General features: G+C 38.9%; 12 protein-coding genes. 5 read left to right on the plus strand and 7 right to left on the minus strand.

The features are described 5' to 3' along the window. The first annotated feature begins 148 nt into the window (after positions 1-148). Both ALFOR1_RS15985 and ALFOR1_RS15990 read left to right on the plus strand, forming a co-directional pair. Positions 149-619: a DUF2721 domain-containing protein gene (locus ALFOR1_RS15985; protein WP_058547736.1), complete on the plus strand. Its 471-nt coding sequence runs from the start codon at positions 149-151 to the stop codon at positions 617-619. A gap of 92 nt (positions 620-711) precedes the next feature. Further along, positions 712-1,164 (plus strand): c-type cytochrome, encoded by a 453-nt coding sequence (locus ALFOR1_RS15990; RefSeq protein ID WP_058547780.1) that lies wholly within the window; start codon positions 712-714, stop codon positions 1,162-1,164. Positions 1,165-1,473: 309 nt separating this feature from the next. On the opposite strand, the gene ALFOR1_RS15995 is transcribed toward ALFOR1_RS15990, so the two are convergent. Both ALFOR1_RS15995 and ALFOR1_RS16000 read right to left on the minus strand, forming a co-directional pair. Continuing rightward, complete coding sequence (locus ALFOR1_RS15995; protein ID WP_104643544.1) at positions 1,474-4,596, minus strand: efflux RND transporter permease subunit; 3,123 nt, start codon at positions 4,594-4,596, stop codon at positions 1,474-1,476. 12 nt (positions 4,597-4,608) lie between these two features. Then, on the minus strand, positions 4,609-5,784 hold the full coding sequence (locus ALFOR1_RS16000; RefSeq protein ID WP_104643545.1) for an efflux RND transporter periplasmic adaptor subunit: 1,176 nt from the start codon (positions 5,782-5,784) through the stop codon (positions 4,609-4,611). 288 nt (positions 5,785-6,072) lie between these two features. Between ALFOR1_RS16000 and ALFOR1_RS16005 the strand changes: the two genes are divergently transcribed. Next, complete coding sequence (locus ALFOR1_RS16005; protein WP_104643546.1) at positions 6,073-8,580, plus strand: zinc-dependent metalloprotease; 2,508 nt, start codon at positions 6,073-6,075, stop codon at positions 8,578-8,580. Between the two features lie 54 nt (positions 8,581-8,634). Here ALFOR1_RS16005 and ALFOR1_RS16010 read toward each other — a convergent pair whose 3' ends face one another. The 4 genes from ALFOR1_RS16010 to ALFOR1_RS16025 form a co-directional block, all read right to left on the minus strand. Further along, entirely contained in the window at positions 8,635-9,423 is a 789-nt protein-coding gene (locus ALFOR1_RS16010; protein ID WP_058547740.1) for a PhzF family phenazine biosynthesis protein, read from the minus strand. Positions 9,424-9,441: 18 nt separating this feature from the next. Next, a complete protein-coding gene (locus ALFOR1_RS16015; protein ID WP_104643547.1) occupies positions 9,442-9,915 on the minus strand; it encodes a pilin in 474 nt (157 codons plus the stop codon). Then, the gene (locus ALFOR1_RS16020) at positions 9,912-10,736 is read right to left on the minus strand and encodes a hypothetical protein (protein ID WP_104643548.1); all 825 of its coding nucleotides are present in this window, start codon (positions 10,734-10,736) and stop codon (positions 9,912-9,914) included. Before ALFOR1_RS16020 ends, ALFOR1_RS16015 begins: the two co-directional genes overlap by 4 nt. A gap of 72 nt (positions 10,737-10,808) precedes the next feature. After that, the gene (locus tag ALFOR1_RS16025; protein WP_058547743.1) at positions 10,809-11,423 is read right to left on the minus strand and encodes a SemiSWEET family transporter; all 615 of its coding nucleotides are present in this window, start codon (positions 11,421-11,423) and stop codon (positions 10,809-10,811) included. 288 nt (positions 11,424-11,711) lie between these two features. Here ALFOR1_RS16025 and ALFOR1_RS16030 point away from each other — a divergent pair, with 288 nt between their 5' ends. Then, positions 11,712-12,845, plus strand: coding sequence for a PepSY-associated TM helix domain-containing protein (locus ALFOR1_RS16030; RefSeq protein WP_104643549.1), 1,134 nt, complete (start codon positions 11,712-11,714; stop codon positions 12,843-12,845). A gap of 48 nt (positions 12,846-12,893) precedes the next feature. Beyond that, the gene (locus tag ALFOR1_RS16035; protein WP_104643550.1) at positions 12,894-14,045 is read left to right on the plus strand and encodes a tetratricopeptide repeat protein; all 1,152 of its coding nucleotides are present in this window, start codon (positions 12,894-12,896) and stop codon (positions 14,043-14,045) included. 48 nt (positions 14,046-14,093) lie between these two features. Here the strand turns inward: ALFOR1_RS16035 and ALFOR1_RS16040 are convergent, their stop codons facing one another. After that, positions 14,094-16,916 carry a TolB family protein gene (locus ALFOR1_RS16040; RefSeq protein ID WP_104643551.1) on the minus strand — a complete coding sequence of 941 codons (2,823 nt, stop codon included), beginning with the start codon at positions 16,914-16,916 and terminating at the stop codon, positions 14,094-14,096. Positions 16,917-16,950: the final 34 nt, after the last annotated feature.

Here is a 16,950-nt window from a genome sequence, read left to right on the forward strand (position 1 = left end):
AGGCCAAGCAACACCTTGGTTACAAACATGTGACTGCAAATAAGTAAAAACAACCAATTAAACAATAAACCAATGATTTTAAAGAACTAAAAAACCTCCTGCATTTGTGAACTAATGTAAACCAAACCCTAAATTCTCTGGAAAATTAATGAGCAATGACGTAATCAACATTTTAACTATGGCTAAAGTAATACAAACAGCTGTAGCTCCTGTATTTTTAATAACCGGAATTGCAGCCACTTTAGGGGTTCTATCTAATCGTTTGGCACGTATAACAGATCGTGCACGCCAGCTTGAGCGCAAACTAAAAATTAGTATTGATGAGGACTTTAATAAGTCTCTCGCCACTGAGCTACGTGCGCTGTTAAAACGCTCACGTTGTATCCATATAGCTTTTAGTTTAAGTGTATTAAGTGCTCTACTGGTTTGTGCCGTAGTAATGCTATTATTTCTATCACATATTCAGTCGATTAATTTAGGTGTCACGATTGCTAGCTGTTTTGTAGCTGCAATGGCATTACTAATATGCGCTTTTATGTCGCTACTTGGAGAAGTATTTTTGGCAACCCGTAGTATGCGCCGAGGGATGATATTTGCCGATATAGACATAAACGATTAACTTTTAGTTAATTTTGTCTTATTAGCTTGAATAAAAGCAGTAGCTAAGATACAAAAGCAATAGTCGAGACATAATTAACAGGGATTCCAATGATTAAATTAAAACAAGTTTTAGCAGGAGTTGCTTTAGCAACTTGCACACTTAGCGTATCAGCAAACTCAGCTTTTAAAGAGCCAAGCGATGCAATTGAATACCGCCAAGCTGCTTTTTCAATGATCTCAGTGCAAATTGGTGACATGGGCGCCATGCTAAAAGGCAAAGTGCCGTTTGATGCAGAGCAATTTAAAATGCGCGCTAATAACGCAGCCGCTCTTTCTAAAATGCCTTGGGAAGCGTTTTACGAAGGCACAGATAAAGGCGATACAGCAGCATTAGCAGCAGTTTGGTCTGAAAAGGCAACTTTTGTTGAAAAAGCCAACGCCTTTGCTGCAAATGCAGATAAGCTAGCAGTAGCAGCTCAAACAGGCGACAAAGCAGTAATAGGTAAAGCTTTTGGCGCATGGGCTAAAGGTTGTAAAGATTGTCATAAACAATTTAAAGATTAATTTTATTGCAGCGTTAAACTGCATTAAAAAAAGATAATAAAAAAGCACTGAACGGTTAACCATTCAGTGCTTTTTTTATGCTTTATATTTATACCAATTCGCTTAATTAAATGATCTATTTTGGGGTTGAAAAAACGTGTTGATAGCTAGGTCAAAAACTCGCTATTAAGTTGTTCTCGGCAATTGCTCCTGCATTACTCCTGCATTGCTCTACCTTCTGCATCCATGCAGTCGTAAATGAGAATTTTTTAACGCAAGTAGCAACACGTTTAAGCCCGCAAAATGATTAAGTAATATTGCGGATGAGTATTACGCAGCTTTTGCAGCTCGCCCTTTAAATGGGCGCTTAAATAACGCCCCAATGTCACCTAAAATAATATATAAGCATGGCACTAATATTAGTGTTATTAATGTTGCAAACATAACTGCAAAACCTAGCGCTACTGCCATAGGTATTACAAATTTAGCCTGTAAGCTGGTTTCAAACATAATAGGTAATACACCAGCAAAAGTAGTGATTGAGGTAAGCAATATTGCTCTAAAGCGTGCACAACCTGCTTCTATTACCGCATGTTTAACACTAACCCCTTCGCGACGAACTTGGTTTACGTAGTCGGTCATCACTAGGGAGTCGTTTATAACTACGCCTGCAGCTGCAATTAAGCCAAAGCCCGACATTAAGCTCATATCTAAATCAAACCAAAAGTGTCCCCAAATAGCGCCAGTTAAGCTAAACGGAATAACTGACATTACAATAAGCGGCTGCGAGTAGCTTTTAAGCGGTACTGCTAGCAGTATGTAAACTAAAATCATACCACCGGCAAAAAATAGTAATTGCTCATTTGCTTGAGCTTGCTGCTCTTCAATTGCACCGCCAAGTTCTGATTTAACGCTTGGGTATTCTTCTTTAAGTTGTGGCAGTAAGTTTTCTTTTACCTGCTTAACTACTTCGCCCGGTTCAATTTGCTCTTCATCAATATTGCCATAAACATATACAGTACGATAACCACCTTCACGGCGAATATAACTAATACCAGGCGTTTCCGTTAGCTCTACAACATCACCAAGTAATACTTCTCGCCCTTGTGGGGTGGTCACAACAGTATGCTTAAGTGATGAAAATGCTTCACGAGTTAGTTTAGGGTAGCGTACCATTACACGTACTTCTTCACCGTTTCGGATCACGCGCTGCGCTTCACCACCATAAAAGCTGGCACCCACTTGATTAGCAATACTTGCCAAATCTAAACCCAAATCGTAAGCGACCGGTTTTAAGCTCATTTGCACTTCTTTGCTCGCAGGATCAATAGTTGAGCTTATATCAAACAATCCTTTTTGCTGTTGAAGCAATTGAATAAAACGACGACCTGCCTGATTTAAAGTATCTATGTCAGAGCCAAACAGTAAGTAGCCAAACTCACCGCCGCCGTTGCCACCGCCGCCACCAACATCGTCTTGAATAGTTAACGACTTAATGCCGGCAATAGTTGGCATAGCTTCACGCCAGCGACGCGAAAGTTCAAATGCATTATACGGACGTGAATCTTCGTCAACTAAAGGGGCCAGCAATTGAGACTCAGTTCTGCCTTGGTTAAATACCAAAACATCACGAATAATTTTTTGGCCAAATTCACGCTCAGTTTCTTCATCGACTCTAAGTACCATGGCTTCTATTTCACGAATAGCCGCAATAGTTTGTAAGTCAGAAACGTTGTCGTTCATTTCTACTTGTATTTGTGGAAAATCGTGCGGTACTTTAGGCGTAGGTACGGTACGCACTTTGTTTGAGGTAATAAGCGAAATACTTACTATAAACATAGCAATAAAGGCGAATAATACCGTCCATCGCCAATCTACACATTTAGCAATAAAACGTTTATATGGGCCATTTACAAAACCAAAAAAGCGAGTGTTAAAGCGATCGCGCCAGCCCCCTTTTTTAATCGGTGAAAAGTGTGTATGTGCAATATGAGCCGGTAATATAAGCTTTGACTCAATAAGGCTAAACACCAAACACAGCATTACCACTACGGCTATACCGTAAAAGAAGGCACTTTCTGGGCCGCTTGAAAGCGTAAACGGCGCAAACACAGCAATGGTTGTTAATACACCAAACGTTGCAGGAGTTGCTACGCGGTTTGCACCACGTACGACGTTTTCGACACCACCACCGCTTTTTTCCACCTCGGTATACGCGGCTTCGCCTATTACTATGGCGTCATCCACCACAATGCCAAGCACCATAATAAACGCGAATAACGAAATAATATTAATGCTGATACCAAATAATGGCATCATCATCATTGCCCCTAAAAAACAAACGGGCAAGCCAATCATTACCCATAATGCAAGTTTAAAGCGCAAGAATAACGACAGCATAATGGCCACTAAAATTGCACCTTGAAACAAGTTAGCCTTCATCATATCAAGGCGAGCATTTAGGTAATATGTCATATCCATTAATGGCTCTAACCTAATACCTGGCGGTAGCTGCTTATTTTTTTGATCAATAAATGCCTTAACCGAATCGGCCACAGGAATTATATTTTGCTCTTGCGTTGCTTTAACCGACATATAAACGGCATTTTCACCGTTAAATTTAAAGTAGCGCTCACCTTCTGTAAATTGGTCTTTAATAATGGCCACATCTTGCAGTAAAACTTTAGCGCCATACTCACCTATTTTTACTGGGATGTGTCTAAACTCTTCACCCGAGTAAAATTGGTTCTCTACTCGAACAGAAATAACGCCCGCATCGGTTTTTAATTGCCCTGCCGAAAAGTTAGCTGAGTAGCGACGCACCGCATCCATCACATCACTGAGTGTTAAGTTATATTGGCGCAGCGTATCTGGGTCTATTTCAATAGCTATCTCGTCAAGCGGTACATCGTTTACCACCAAAGATACGTTCGATAACTGTAATAACTCATCTTCTATTTGGTTTGCAAGAGGCTTAAGCTCTGTAAGCGGTAAATCGCCAACAAGTGTCATACCTATTACATCTTGCCTAAATTCAACCTGACTTATGGTGACCGGTTCCATACCCGCCGGAAAAGTCGCAATACCATCTACACGTAGTTTTACTTTATCAAGTACATCGGTAAGTTCAGCATCAGTGTTTATTTCAAGGCTTGCTGTGCCGCCATTTCTAAAAGCGCGGTACACACCTTTTTTAATTTCGGTTATATCTTTAAGTGACTCTTCAATTTTTATAAGAATACTTTCTTCTATTTCTTGAGGAGAGGCACCTGGGTAGTTAGCTTCAACGTTAATATAATTAACTTCTATATTTGGAAACATTTGACGCTGAATAGTAAAGTAGCTAATTAAACCCATAACAATGATAAAAAACATCATTAAGTTTGCAGCAACCGAGTTATTAGCAAAGTAGGCAATGAGTCCTGTTTGTTTTTTTTGTATTGATTCGCTCATGTCTAATACACCTTACAGCTGTTGCGTGTTTGAGGTGCTCAACTCTGAGCTTTCAGGTGTAGCTACACCGGCAATTTTAACCTGCATCCCTTTTTGTGGGTATTCAGGCAAAGTAGTAACGAGTTGGTCGTCAGCATTTAAACCACTGCTGATATAAAAGTATTCACCTTCTTCACGAATAACCGTTACTTTACGTGGCTCAAGCTCTTGGTTTTCATTTACTACCCATACGGTTTGGTTATTCACTAAAGCTTGCGGTAAACGGTATATGTTATTAAGCGTAGCCCCTGCAAAATTAACTTGTACGTAGCTGCCAAACTTAATGGCAGGCTGTTTTGTTTTTAAGCCGTATGGGTCTTCAATACGTACCACTAAACTACTCATACGCGTAGCGTTATCAATAATCCCTAAGTCGCGGTCTATTACCCCTTCACGGGTAAAGCTGTTTAGTCCTTTTTGAATAATCGTTGCCGTAATACCTTTAATACGCTCTGGTAAAAACACGCTATCGAATCCTGCAATAGGAATAATCACCTCAGCGGTTTCAATATTATTTAATTCAGCAACTTGTGAGCCTACAGTAACAAACTGGCCAACACCTACATTACGACTAATCACTAAAGCATCGTATGGCGCTGTCACTTCACAATTGTCTAAATCACGTTGCGCACGCTTTAAAGCTGCTTGCGCCGATTTAACTGCAGCTTGAGCACTTAACACTTGCGGCTTACGTAAAAATAAATCGGTACGCGCTTTACTAGGAAAACGCTTTACTTCGTCTTCGGCTACCTGTGCCTGAGCCTGTTCTTCAATAAGAGCAGCCTGTGCTCGAGCAACATCAGCCTCAGCAACAAGTACTGCAGCTTCATAATTATCTTTTTCGATAGTGAATAATGTTTCACCACGAGCAACCACACCACCGGCAACAAAGTTAGGGTGCCAGCTTAATACTTCACCCGACACTTGCGCCGAAAGCTGTGTATTTTCTAGCGGCTTTATCTCACCATAGCTATTTATAATTACTTGGTGATCGTTTGCTGCTACAGGCTCAACTTGCACCGTAGGACGCGTGTCTACCGCCTTCTTTTGCTCCGGCTCTTGCGCTATAGCATTAACACCCATAAAGCCAACAATACCTATGGCCAGCGCTACAAATGGGAAAACCCATCTAAGTGAATTTGTTTGCATATCCTAATTACCCCAAATTTCTATTAACGCCATAATAACAGAGCTAGATAAAACATTAATGTGACATTTGTAAGCAACTGTTACAAATGTACAAAAACCTTAAGTATCTATATTTAATGAAAATAAAAACCTGCAACTCATCTCATTCATTATATTTTGTTACAAACTTTTACCATTTAAAATCAACTGGTTGAAAAATTAAGCTACTATTTCATCGAGAAGCTGTGCGAAACAAAATTAATTTCCGTACAGTCCAATTAAATTAGCAACTCCAAAAAGACTACAACAATGAAACTAACATCACTTACTTTAGCGCTTAGTATCGCGCTCAGCGGCCATGCAATTGCTGCCGACAAAAAAGAAGATAAAAAGCCAAAAACACTGAGCGAAATGGTTAAAGATCAAACTGAATTTGCTGGTATTTTTAACCTTTACCAAGACGAAAAAACGGGCGAGCATTTAATGGTAATTAATGACTCTCAACTTGATACTCCGTTTGTTTACTTTGCGCATACCGTAGATGGTGTGACAGATGCAGGCCATTTTCGTGGTTCATATCGCGAAACCAAGCTTATTGAATTTAGAAAATACTTTGATCGAATTGATATAATTAGCAAAACTCCTCGTTATAAATTTGATGAAAGTAGCGCTATTTCAAAAGCAAGTGATGCCAACATAAGCGAAGCCGTACTTGCCAGCATTAAAATAGAAAAAGAAGAAGAAGGTAAAATAGCCTTTAAAGTAAATAAGTTATTCTTAAGCGAAGCACTTCATAAAGTATCACCAACGCCAAACCCAGCAGACAAAAAAGCCAAAAAGCGCTTTAAAGTAGGTAAGTTAGACGATAAAAAATCACGCATAATTAAGCAGCGTCCTTATCCTAATAACTTAGATGTGGTTGTTGATTACGTATTTACTAATGCAAGCCCTACGGTTCGTGGCACAAGCGCAGTAAGCGATCCACGTAGTGTCTCGGTAAAGGTGCAACACTCATTTGTAGCGTTACCTAAAAATAACTACCAACCACGTATGGACGATGCACGCATTGGCTATTTTACTAATCAATTTGATAAAATGACCTCTACTGACTGGGCTCCTTATCAAGATGTAATTAAGCGCTGGGACTTACAAAAGAAAGACCCAAGTGCAGCCCTTTCAGAGCCTGTAAAACCAATTACTTGGTGGATAGAAAACACCACACCTATTGAGTGGCGCGACACCGTACGCGATGCGGTATTAACCTGGAATAGCTCTTTTGAAAAAGCCGGCTTTAAAAATGCTCTAGAAGTAAAAGTACAACCAGACGATGCAGATTGGGATGCAGGCGATATTAATTACAACGTACTACGCTGGACCTCATCACCTAAACCTCCATTTGGTGGATACGGACCAGCACTTGCTAACCCATTAACAGGCGAAATATTGGGCTCAGACATTATGCTTGAGTTTGTGTTTATGAAAAATCGTTGGATTTACGACACCCTGTATACGCAAGGAACAATGAGCCACGCTGAGCACCTAGACACAGGCGAGTTAAATTGCTCATTAGGGCATGAAATTCAACAAAACCTGATGTTTGCTAAAGGCCTCGCTAGCGGCGACAAAATTGAAGATAAAGAAATGCTTCGCCAAGGTTTAACCCAATTAGTACTTCATGAAGTGGGTCATACATTAGGCCTTAACCACAACATGAAATCGTCAATTTTGTGGGATGAAAAAGAAGTACACGATAAAAGCAAAACCCAAGGCATAGTAACGGGTTCAGTTATGGATTATGCACCCGCTAACATTGCCCCAATTGGTGTGCAGCAAGGTGATATTTTTCAAACAAAGCCTGGTCCCTATGATGATTGGGCAATTAACTATGGCTACAGCACAGCACTTACAGACGACACTGCTGAGCAAGCTCGCCTTAATGAAATTCTTGCTCGTTCAAGCGAACACGCCCTCGCTTTTGGTAACGATGCAGACGACATGCGCGCACCGGGTCGTCATATAGATCCGCGCGTAATGATTGGTGACTTATCGTCAAACCCGGCCGCTTATGGCGCGGATCGAATGGCGCTAATTAATAAATTATTTACGCAGTTAAAAGATAAAGCCACTGTAGAAGGCGAGTCTTACCAACAGCTAGTTACCTCTGCAAATAGCTTATTTGGCCAGTACCGCGCGCAAGCTGGCATTGTTTCTCGCCAAATTGGTGGGGTATATGTTGAACGTGCAGTCGTAGGTGACGTAAACGCAGATAAACCATTTACTCCTGTACCGCTTGAGCGCCAAACACAAGCGATGGACATATTAGCAAAATTTGTATTTGCGCCAGATGTTCTTAAAAGTATGCAGCCTTTGTATAACTACCTTCAACTTCAGCGCCGAGGCTTTAGCCATTATGGTAAAAACGAAGATCCTAAAGCGCATAAAATGATTTTAGGTATGCAAAAAACAGTGCTAGCACAGCTGCTTCACCCTGCCGTTTTACTGCGCATTTCCGACACCGCTCTCTATGGCAACGAATATAGCTTGAGCCAATTTATGGAAGATTTAACCGCCAGTATTTTTGTTAAAAGTGAAGAGGCAAATTCAATTAGTCATAACTTACAAATTGAATATGTAAATCAGCTAATTGCTATAGCAGGTCTAAGTAAAGCCAGCAAATACGATAACCTAACTAAAACCGCGGCGCTATATCAGTTAACTCAAATAGCTGATACCAGTATTGGTTGGGGAGCAGATACTGCGACCAAAGCGCATAAAAAATATATTGATCGCTTAATTGCCAAAGCATTAGAAGCCTAAGTAAATTTAATAATTGAGTAAACAAAGGCCACATACTGCGTGGCCTTTTTATTGCTAAATATAAATAGTGCCTTTTAAATACCTAACAGCATGGCCTGTTAATGTAACGGTAGATTCACCCACCTCACATTGTATAAAACCACCTCGGCTTGAGGCCTGATATGCATTTAATTTATTTTTACCTAATTGCTGTGCCCAATAAGGAGCAAGCCCGGTATGAATAGACCCTGTTACAAAATCTTCTTCTCCACCACTGGCTGGCCAAAAATAGCGAGATACAATATCGTATTCAGCAGAGCTTGCACTAACAACAACATCAAATGGATGTAATGTTTTTAAAAGCGCTGAGTTAGTAGTTAGTTCATGTATTTGCTGTGCATTGTCATAAATAGCAAAGTAAGCTTGGCGATTTTTAAATACCAGCACAGGTTGTATAGACAAGCCTTTCAATAGTGCATCAGGTATATCTTCAACCTTTGTGGGTGCTTGCTTAGGAAAGGTCATAGTAAAACTATCATCGCTATTTTTATTTACAATAAGCTCTCCAACGGCTTCGGCTGTAAAGCGCACTTGCGATATATTATTCTCCTCACATAATACATACGCAGCCGCTAAAGTTGCATGCCCACAAAAGTCTATTTCCATCAAAGGGGAAAACCAACGAATTGCATAACTACCATCATCTTGCAGGCAGGTGAAGGCTGTTTCGGATACGTTGTTTTCAGCGCCAATATTAAGCATTAACTCATCACTTAACCACGATTCAAGCGGGATCACCGCAGCATAATTGCCTTTAAATAACGAACTTGTAAATGCATCAATTTGATGAATAGTTAATTTCATTTCAATCCCCTGCTTACTTTATATACATGCTGAAGGTAAAATTTCTTTTGGTACTGTTGTTTTATTTTCGCCAACCACTTGCATACCGTTTATCGGTTCATCAAACCCACATAACCACGCAATTGGGCTTGTAGGACTTCCAGTTACAACTGCTGGTCTAAAGGTTAAAACTGTATTTTGCAGAGGCTGTGAAGCTTTATTACCTAAGCTAATATGAATAGCGCCGTTATCTACTGTGATGCCCGTTACTCTATTACCAATTAGAAATTTACTTGCTGGTACACCCGCTTGTTCGTTACTTACTGGAAAGCGCCTGTTTTCAAGATAATAAACCGTAACGTCTTCTCGAATTACTGCAGCCATAGCAAGTGGGTCAACAAGTTCTGCTCGTTGCATATACTTACTATATTGAGGTAGCGCAACCGCAGCTAAAATACCAATAATAGAAATTACCACCATCAACTCTATTAACGTAAATCCTTTTGACTTCATAGCACTTCTCCTAGCATAAAAATTGGTTGGTAAGCCGCTCTAACAAATAAGTAAATAGATACTACAATCACTAATCCATAAAGAATAACTAGCTTATTTATAAAACTTTTAACCTGCGAATTAAACTGTTTGAGCTGCTGCTCTAATAACACTTTAAATTCTTTATCGGTTTCATAGCCTAACGAATCACATTTAGCCAAATGTTTAGTCTCTGGTGAGGAGCTTTTCTCGTGTGCTTTAAAATTAAGAGCAAAGCTCAACGTCGCAACTAAAAAACGGTATTGGTTAACCAGCTTACTTGGTATTAAAACTTTAAATAAACCTGAGAAAGGCTGCGCTTCAATTAAAGTACATGCATTTTTAAGCTTTAAGGTAACTGTAAAAATAATGCTTTGTAGGAAGAGTAATAAAATAATTGGCACATACCAGTAAGAGAAGTAATCATCAAAGGTATGTTCTGAGGAGATCGTATGATTGCTATATATTTCTACGAATGTAGGTACAACAAAAAACTGATACAAAAATGAAGAGAAAACATAAATAACAAAAACAATAGTTAAGTAGCTAAGCAAGCCTTTTTGCTCAAGCTTAAATTCATTAATTAGCTGGGGCAAACATTGGTAATGTACTGCTTGTTTTTGCAAAGTAGCTTCATCTTGAAGTGCAAATTTTGCTGCAAGGTCATTAGCTAATTTACTATCTGCACGCTCATTAGCATAAACAGCTAAATGCGGTTGTGCAGTTAGCTCTGCTTTTTGTGAAGCGCTTAAGGTTTTTGAGCTATAAACACGGCAAATATAGCCAAACTGATTCCAATTCATACTTTATCCTTTTATCTGATAAAGTAACTTGCCATATATTTAGTTAAATAGGAACATTAAAGCGCTTGTTTTTTAAGCCATTACTGGGCGAATTTTATAATACTGCATACATGCAAATTGCACAGCATTGGTGAGCAATAGCATAATAAACATTAATACATGTGAAGTACTTGGCACAGCCATTGAAAGCTCAACTGTTAGGCCGCAAATTCCAGCTATAAACTGCAAGCTAAAATAACGCGCACTCAAATTACTAATATTACCGCTGCGAAGAGTTTTATAAGTTTGTGGCATTACACGTACTGAACTCATAACCAAGCCTACGTACGTTAAACCATTTAGAACTGCCGCTGTGTCTAAGTTAGGATTAAGCAGTAATGCAAAAGGCAGCAATGAAAAAGAAAGCATAGCGATTAGCTGCATTCGCTCTGTTTTTTTTGCGTTATAACGTGCGAAAAAATATAAAATTAAGCTACTTAGCGCCCCCGTCACAAAAAATGGCAGTGCTATATAAAAGCGCTCAAAATAAATATTGTACGTTATAAAGTAAAGGCTTTGCGCTAAACCAAAGGTCATCATTAGTAGTGATAAGCCAGACACACTACGGTTTTTCCTAATTTTATTTAATAGCGGTAAAAAGCTAAAAACCAAAATGAATGAAGACAATATAGGCAAATAATGCGCCAAAACACACCTCTTTCGTTACATAACTGTTAATAAAACGCCAAATAAAAACATATAATAAACATTTGTTTTTAATAGGGTTTTAATGTGAGCGCGGCATTGTAATGATGAATAAAATTTACTCAACTAATTGACGTGTTTTTATATTTGGTACTGGCAACTTGAGCATACAAAAAGCGTTGCTTTAAGTTAACAGTTATATGGTTTTTAGGAATTAAACGCATAACTATGAAATAAAACTGATAATTGTTATCATGCGCAAGTCATTAACAATTTATTACTATAGCGACTATGAGAAAAACACTATTTAAGATTCACAGCTGGGTTGCACTTATAGCGCTCATTCCACTAATTGTAATTAGTATTACAGGTAGTGTTTTAGTATTTAAAAGTGAAATAGACGGCTTGCTAATGCCCAATAGTCACTTTGTTGTTAAAGAACAAGCCCAGCGCTTGCCAATTGATACACTCATAGAAAAAACGCAAACAACTTACCCTGAGTATGTTGTTGGCAGCTGGGAAATTTTTAACGATGATACCGCTGATCGGGTTTATTTAATAAAGCGCGGTACAGAAGATTGGTATAAATTTCATTTAGATCAGTACTCTGGAAACATCCTTTCTGAGCCTGTGGGCACAAGCCATTATTTTACCGACTGGTTTTTAGACTTGCACTATACTTTTTTACTTAATGACTTAAAAAGCTTACCAGGGCAGACTGGCACTGTATTAGGCTTCTTTTTTGCCGTGTTTTTCTTGGTACTAGGTATTACCGGCCTTATTATTTATCGTAAGTTTTGGCAGCGTTTATTTAGCGTGCGCTGGCGTGCAACACTGCAAATAGTACTTAGCGACATTCATAAAATGACAGGTGTGATTGGCTCGCCAATTATTATTATTTTAGCTATCACCGGTGGCTACTTCAACGGTGCGGTGTGGTACCACGAAGTAATTGAGCATGCAGAAGAAGAGCACTTTGTATTAACTAAAAACTTATACAATGAGGAAATCTCTTTTCAACATGTGCTTGATGACAGCCAAAAACAAATCCCTACTTTTAACGGTACTTTTTTAGTGATGCCCCTTGAGCCTGACGAAAACATAACGTTATTTGGTGAAGTAGATACCCCTAACCCGCTTGCGAGTGAATATGCCAATACGGTTACCTACAGTAAGCTAACGGGTGAGCATATGGCTAACTGGGACATTCGTGAAGTGGGTGTGGGCTGGCAAGTAATTGATAGCTTTAGAAAGCTTCACTTTGGTTACTTTGCAGGTTTAATTAGTAAAATACTGTGGTGTGTTATTGGTTTAAGCCCTGTGTGGCTTGGTGGTACAGGTTTTTACTTGTGGTTTACCCGCCGTAAACGTAAAAAACAGTCACAAAAAAATCGTTTAAAAAAGCATAGCGCTATAAATGCTTGATTAAAAAGTCACCTCAATGTAGTGTAAAAACTCACATTGAGGTGACCTATGAAGTCTTTAATTTTAGTTTTATCATTTAGTTTTCTTTTAACTGCATGCAAAAATACACCAACTAACACTTCCCCAAATAAAACTCTATTAACGAGTGTAATAAATCATTCCCTTTTTAAACGTGTAAATACACTCAATGAGCAAAGTATTTTTGAGCTTCCCCAAGCTGAAAAAGAAAAGTTTATGGCTTACGCAAATGAAAAATTAGTTGATACACGAGCTGATCGCGTTATTTTTAATTATTTACAAAACCAGCTAACTAACTTTAAGTATCACGGCGATACACTTACTTCAGAGCAAACTATTGAGCTATCTCAAGGTAATTGCATTAGCCTAGCAGTTCTTACACAAAGCTATGCCCAACTTTTAAACCTTGAAACAAGCTTTCAAGAAATGACTAGCGCACCTGTATACGCAAAAGAAAATAATATTATATATGTTGCCAACCATTTCAGAACAAAAGTTTACGCCCCAGAGCAGGAAAAAGACGATGATCTTATTGTGTTTATTCGCCCAGGAACCTTAATAGATTACTTCCCAACGAGAGGCAGCATTTACTCAGGCAGTGCTACCTATAACGATTTACTCTCTAAGTTTTATAGTAATTTAGCTGCCAAGGCATTAGCTAAAAAACAACTTAATATAGCTTATTCTCTTATTTTAAAAGCTAATATGTTTACGCCTAACGACCCTGAGTTATTTAATATGGCTGGAGTATTACATCGTCGTGCGGAAGATTTGCAAAGTGCAAAAGTAATTTACCAAACAGCCCTTGATAATAATGAAATAAGCGTAAACTTAATCCATAACTACCGAGCCTTAGCAAAGGAGCTTGATGATAAAACGCTTGAAGGACAACTGACAAGCCAGTTAATTAATAAAGAAAAAGACCCTTACGAATTGCTCGTTATTGCGCAAAACGACCTACAAGATGGAAAAATAACTCAAGCTAAAAATCACCTTGAGTTAGCTATTGCAAAAGCACCATACATATCTGAGCTTTACCTTGAACTTGCTAAAATTCGCTATCAGCAAGGTAAAACAAAGCAAACACAAGCCTTGCTTGAAAAAGCCATGCAGTACGAGCGTGATAATAAAAAGCTAAATGTATATCAAGCAAAATTAGCATCACTTAACACACAAAAATAACAATGTTATTTCTGTGTGTTTTAAACGCCTTTACTTGAATTTTACTTTTTAAAGCGAATAATAAAAGCTTAGCCACGCTCGCATTTCATCTTCAAAGCTATCGCCTTCTACTCGCGATAGCCCCATATTAAACGTTAAATCGTTTACACCAGCAGGCCCCATTCCAAAACTAAAGTCACCTTGGTACTTTAAGCCGTAGCTTTGTGCGTATACGGTGTCGTCGAGTTGATGTTGCTTATAATAAAGCCACGGCATACCTTCTTTTAAGCTAAACCCACCACCATAACCTTGATAACGCTCTGCGGTTGCACTGTAAAAAGGCAGCTCCGATGAAAGTACATAATCACTACTTTGTTGCTGATTAATAAGGTTGGAACTAAAGCCACCTAATGCAAGGCTGTTTTCATTGCGGTGCTTTTGCTCAAAGTTTACATACACAGGAATATCGAATGCCTTACCAAAAATTTGGGCGGCTAAATCGTAACCTTGCCAATTATTATTTTTGGTACTGCCATCGTAGTAGCGCGCATTTATACTTTGCCCTATTGCAAAAATTTGGCGGTCGTATTGCCAACTTTGGGCTATACCAATTCGCGTCCAACTTTTATGACTTTGCTTATAGTCGGTGTAGTTATAGGCAAGTTCAGGCGTTAAATTTAATTGCCCAAATTTAAGCGGGTAACTAATTGCAGCAAAGCCACCTCGTGCCGATATATCAGCATTTAAGCTGTCTTGGTTATGAAACTGTTTAGCTGTGTTTAAATCATAATCAAACAGATTTAATCTAAGTTTGACTGGTAACGCACTGTATTTGGCATTTATAAAGCCGCCATGTAAGGCACCATTGTGTAAATCAATACTGTAACCTGCTTGTAAGTCGAGCTGCTTTAATAAATCGCTACTTTTAATACTCAAATCTAAAACGGATGTAGATGCAGAATAATACTGCGCCCCAACGGCAAAGGTTGCCCGTTGTTCGAGTACGTTATAACTACTTTGCTCGCCTACTTCATCAGTATATATCTGCGCTTTTGGTAATGTATGTTCATTAACCATTAGTCGTGGTGCGCTTTTATTTGTCGCTAAATCGCTAACCACACTGCCTTTTAGCGAGCTAGGCAATAATTTTACATTGGGTCCATCTGCGGTAATCGACAAATAAAGCAATGAACCGTCACGCATGCCAATTGGATGTGCAACCGCTTCCTGACCTTCGGTTAACTTAGTGAGTTTTTTGCTCGCTATATGATAGTTATAAATATCAGTCGCGCTATTTAAGCCTGCAACAAAATAAATCGATTCATCATTTTTACTAAAACTAGGCTGACTTAAATATTGATACCCGCTTGGCATAGGCACTGTTTGTATAAAGTCACTGCGAACATCTTGTATATACAATTGCCAATTTTCATTTAAAGACGTTGATAAGTAAGCTAACTTTGCTTCATCGTGGCTTAGGATCGGATAGTCGTACGCTGTTTTTAAACTTTTTGTAAATAATGGCGTGATCGACTCTGTGTTTAAATCTACTTTTACGAGTTCTGAGTAGCCATTTCTTATTTGCTCACCATAGAGCGTTTCGCCATTACCTGATACTGTAAATCGACGAATACCAGCAAGCTTAGTAAGCTGCTCTATATCTCCCGTTTCAGTGTTATAGCTAAATATGTCTGACACTTTATTATAAATACCCGACTCTTCATTGCTGTACGCATTAAAATATAACGTTGTGCTATTTGCCCATTGCGGGTTTGCAATACCGGCTCGGTTAATTTGATTAAGCACTTGTTTTTGTTCGCGCTTAAATACACTTGGCGCTGTATCGGGGATATCTTGAGAGTCATTTTCTAATAGCTCTTTTTGCGCTTCAGTAAACTCTTCTTGTGCTTTAATGTTGTCATCAGTGCTATAAATTATAAGCTTGGTATTACTCTTTTTGTCTCGCTCAACAATCGCAATTTTACTACCATCTTTTGAAAGTGCTGGGTTACTCGCATATAAATTAAGCTCAAGCCAAAGTTCACTATTAAGTAACGGCTCTTCTTGCTCTATTTGCATTGCTTTATAGGTATATTCAGCTATAAATCGGCGATATAGCTTGGCTGCACTTTGCCCAAACACACCGCTAAATGCCTCATCAAAATTACGCGTTTTTACGCCTTGCATTCGCGTCCATACACTATCGAGCATTCGTTCTGAATAGTTTTTCTCTAACCAATTTAAAAAACGGCTACCCATTAAATAAGCCATTGAGCTGCCCATAAAGCCCTGCTCGCCATTTAATTGCTCATATGTAGGCAAAGCACCTTGCTGAGCAAATTCTCGCAGTATTGACTCTGAGTAGTTATCAAACAGGCGCCCACGTCCCGTCATTTTAGATTCAATTAGAGTGGCATAGCCTTCAGCAACCCATCGTGGTGTATTGCTATAGGTTAAATCGTATAAATCCCATACACCGCGCATTTTTTGCTGCCAGTCATTACGTGTAGGCTGCGCTAAGTGTACTAAGTGAATATATTCATGCAGTACAAGTAACTGCTGCCAACCTGTACTATTTGATATAACCGTATCCGATTGCGGTGGGGTTGTAAAAAGTGCCATTACAGGGTTATTTGAGGTAGGTAATGCAAAGCCATTAGCTGCATTTAGGGGATCAAATACTACTACATCAACTGTTTTATCAAGTGCTCGGTTTTGCTGCTCAAGCACTTTGGTGCGTACTATTTCAAGCTCTGCTGCAGTTGATTTAGCAAATTCAGCATGCTCAACACTGTAGTGAATATTAAAGTGTTCGGTATGAATAGTTTGCCAATCGGCTGCAAAGCTTGGTACTGCGAGCAATAAAGCCGATGTGATAAGTGTTTTTTTCATGAGCGTCCCTAAAATAATTCCTTAATACTATCTA

The sequence above is a fragment of the Pseudoalteromonas carrageenovora IAM 12662 genome, assembly GCF_900239935.1.
GTDB classification, from domain to species: domain Bacteria; phylum Pseudomonadota; class Gammaproteobacteria; order Enterobacterales; family Alteromonadaceae; genus Pseudoalteromonas; species Pseudoalteromonas carrageenovora.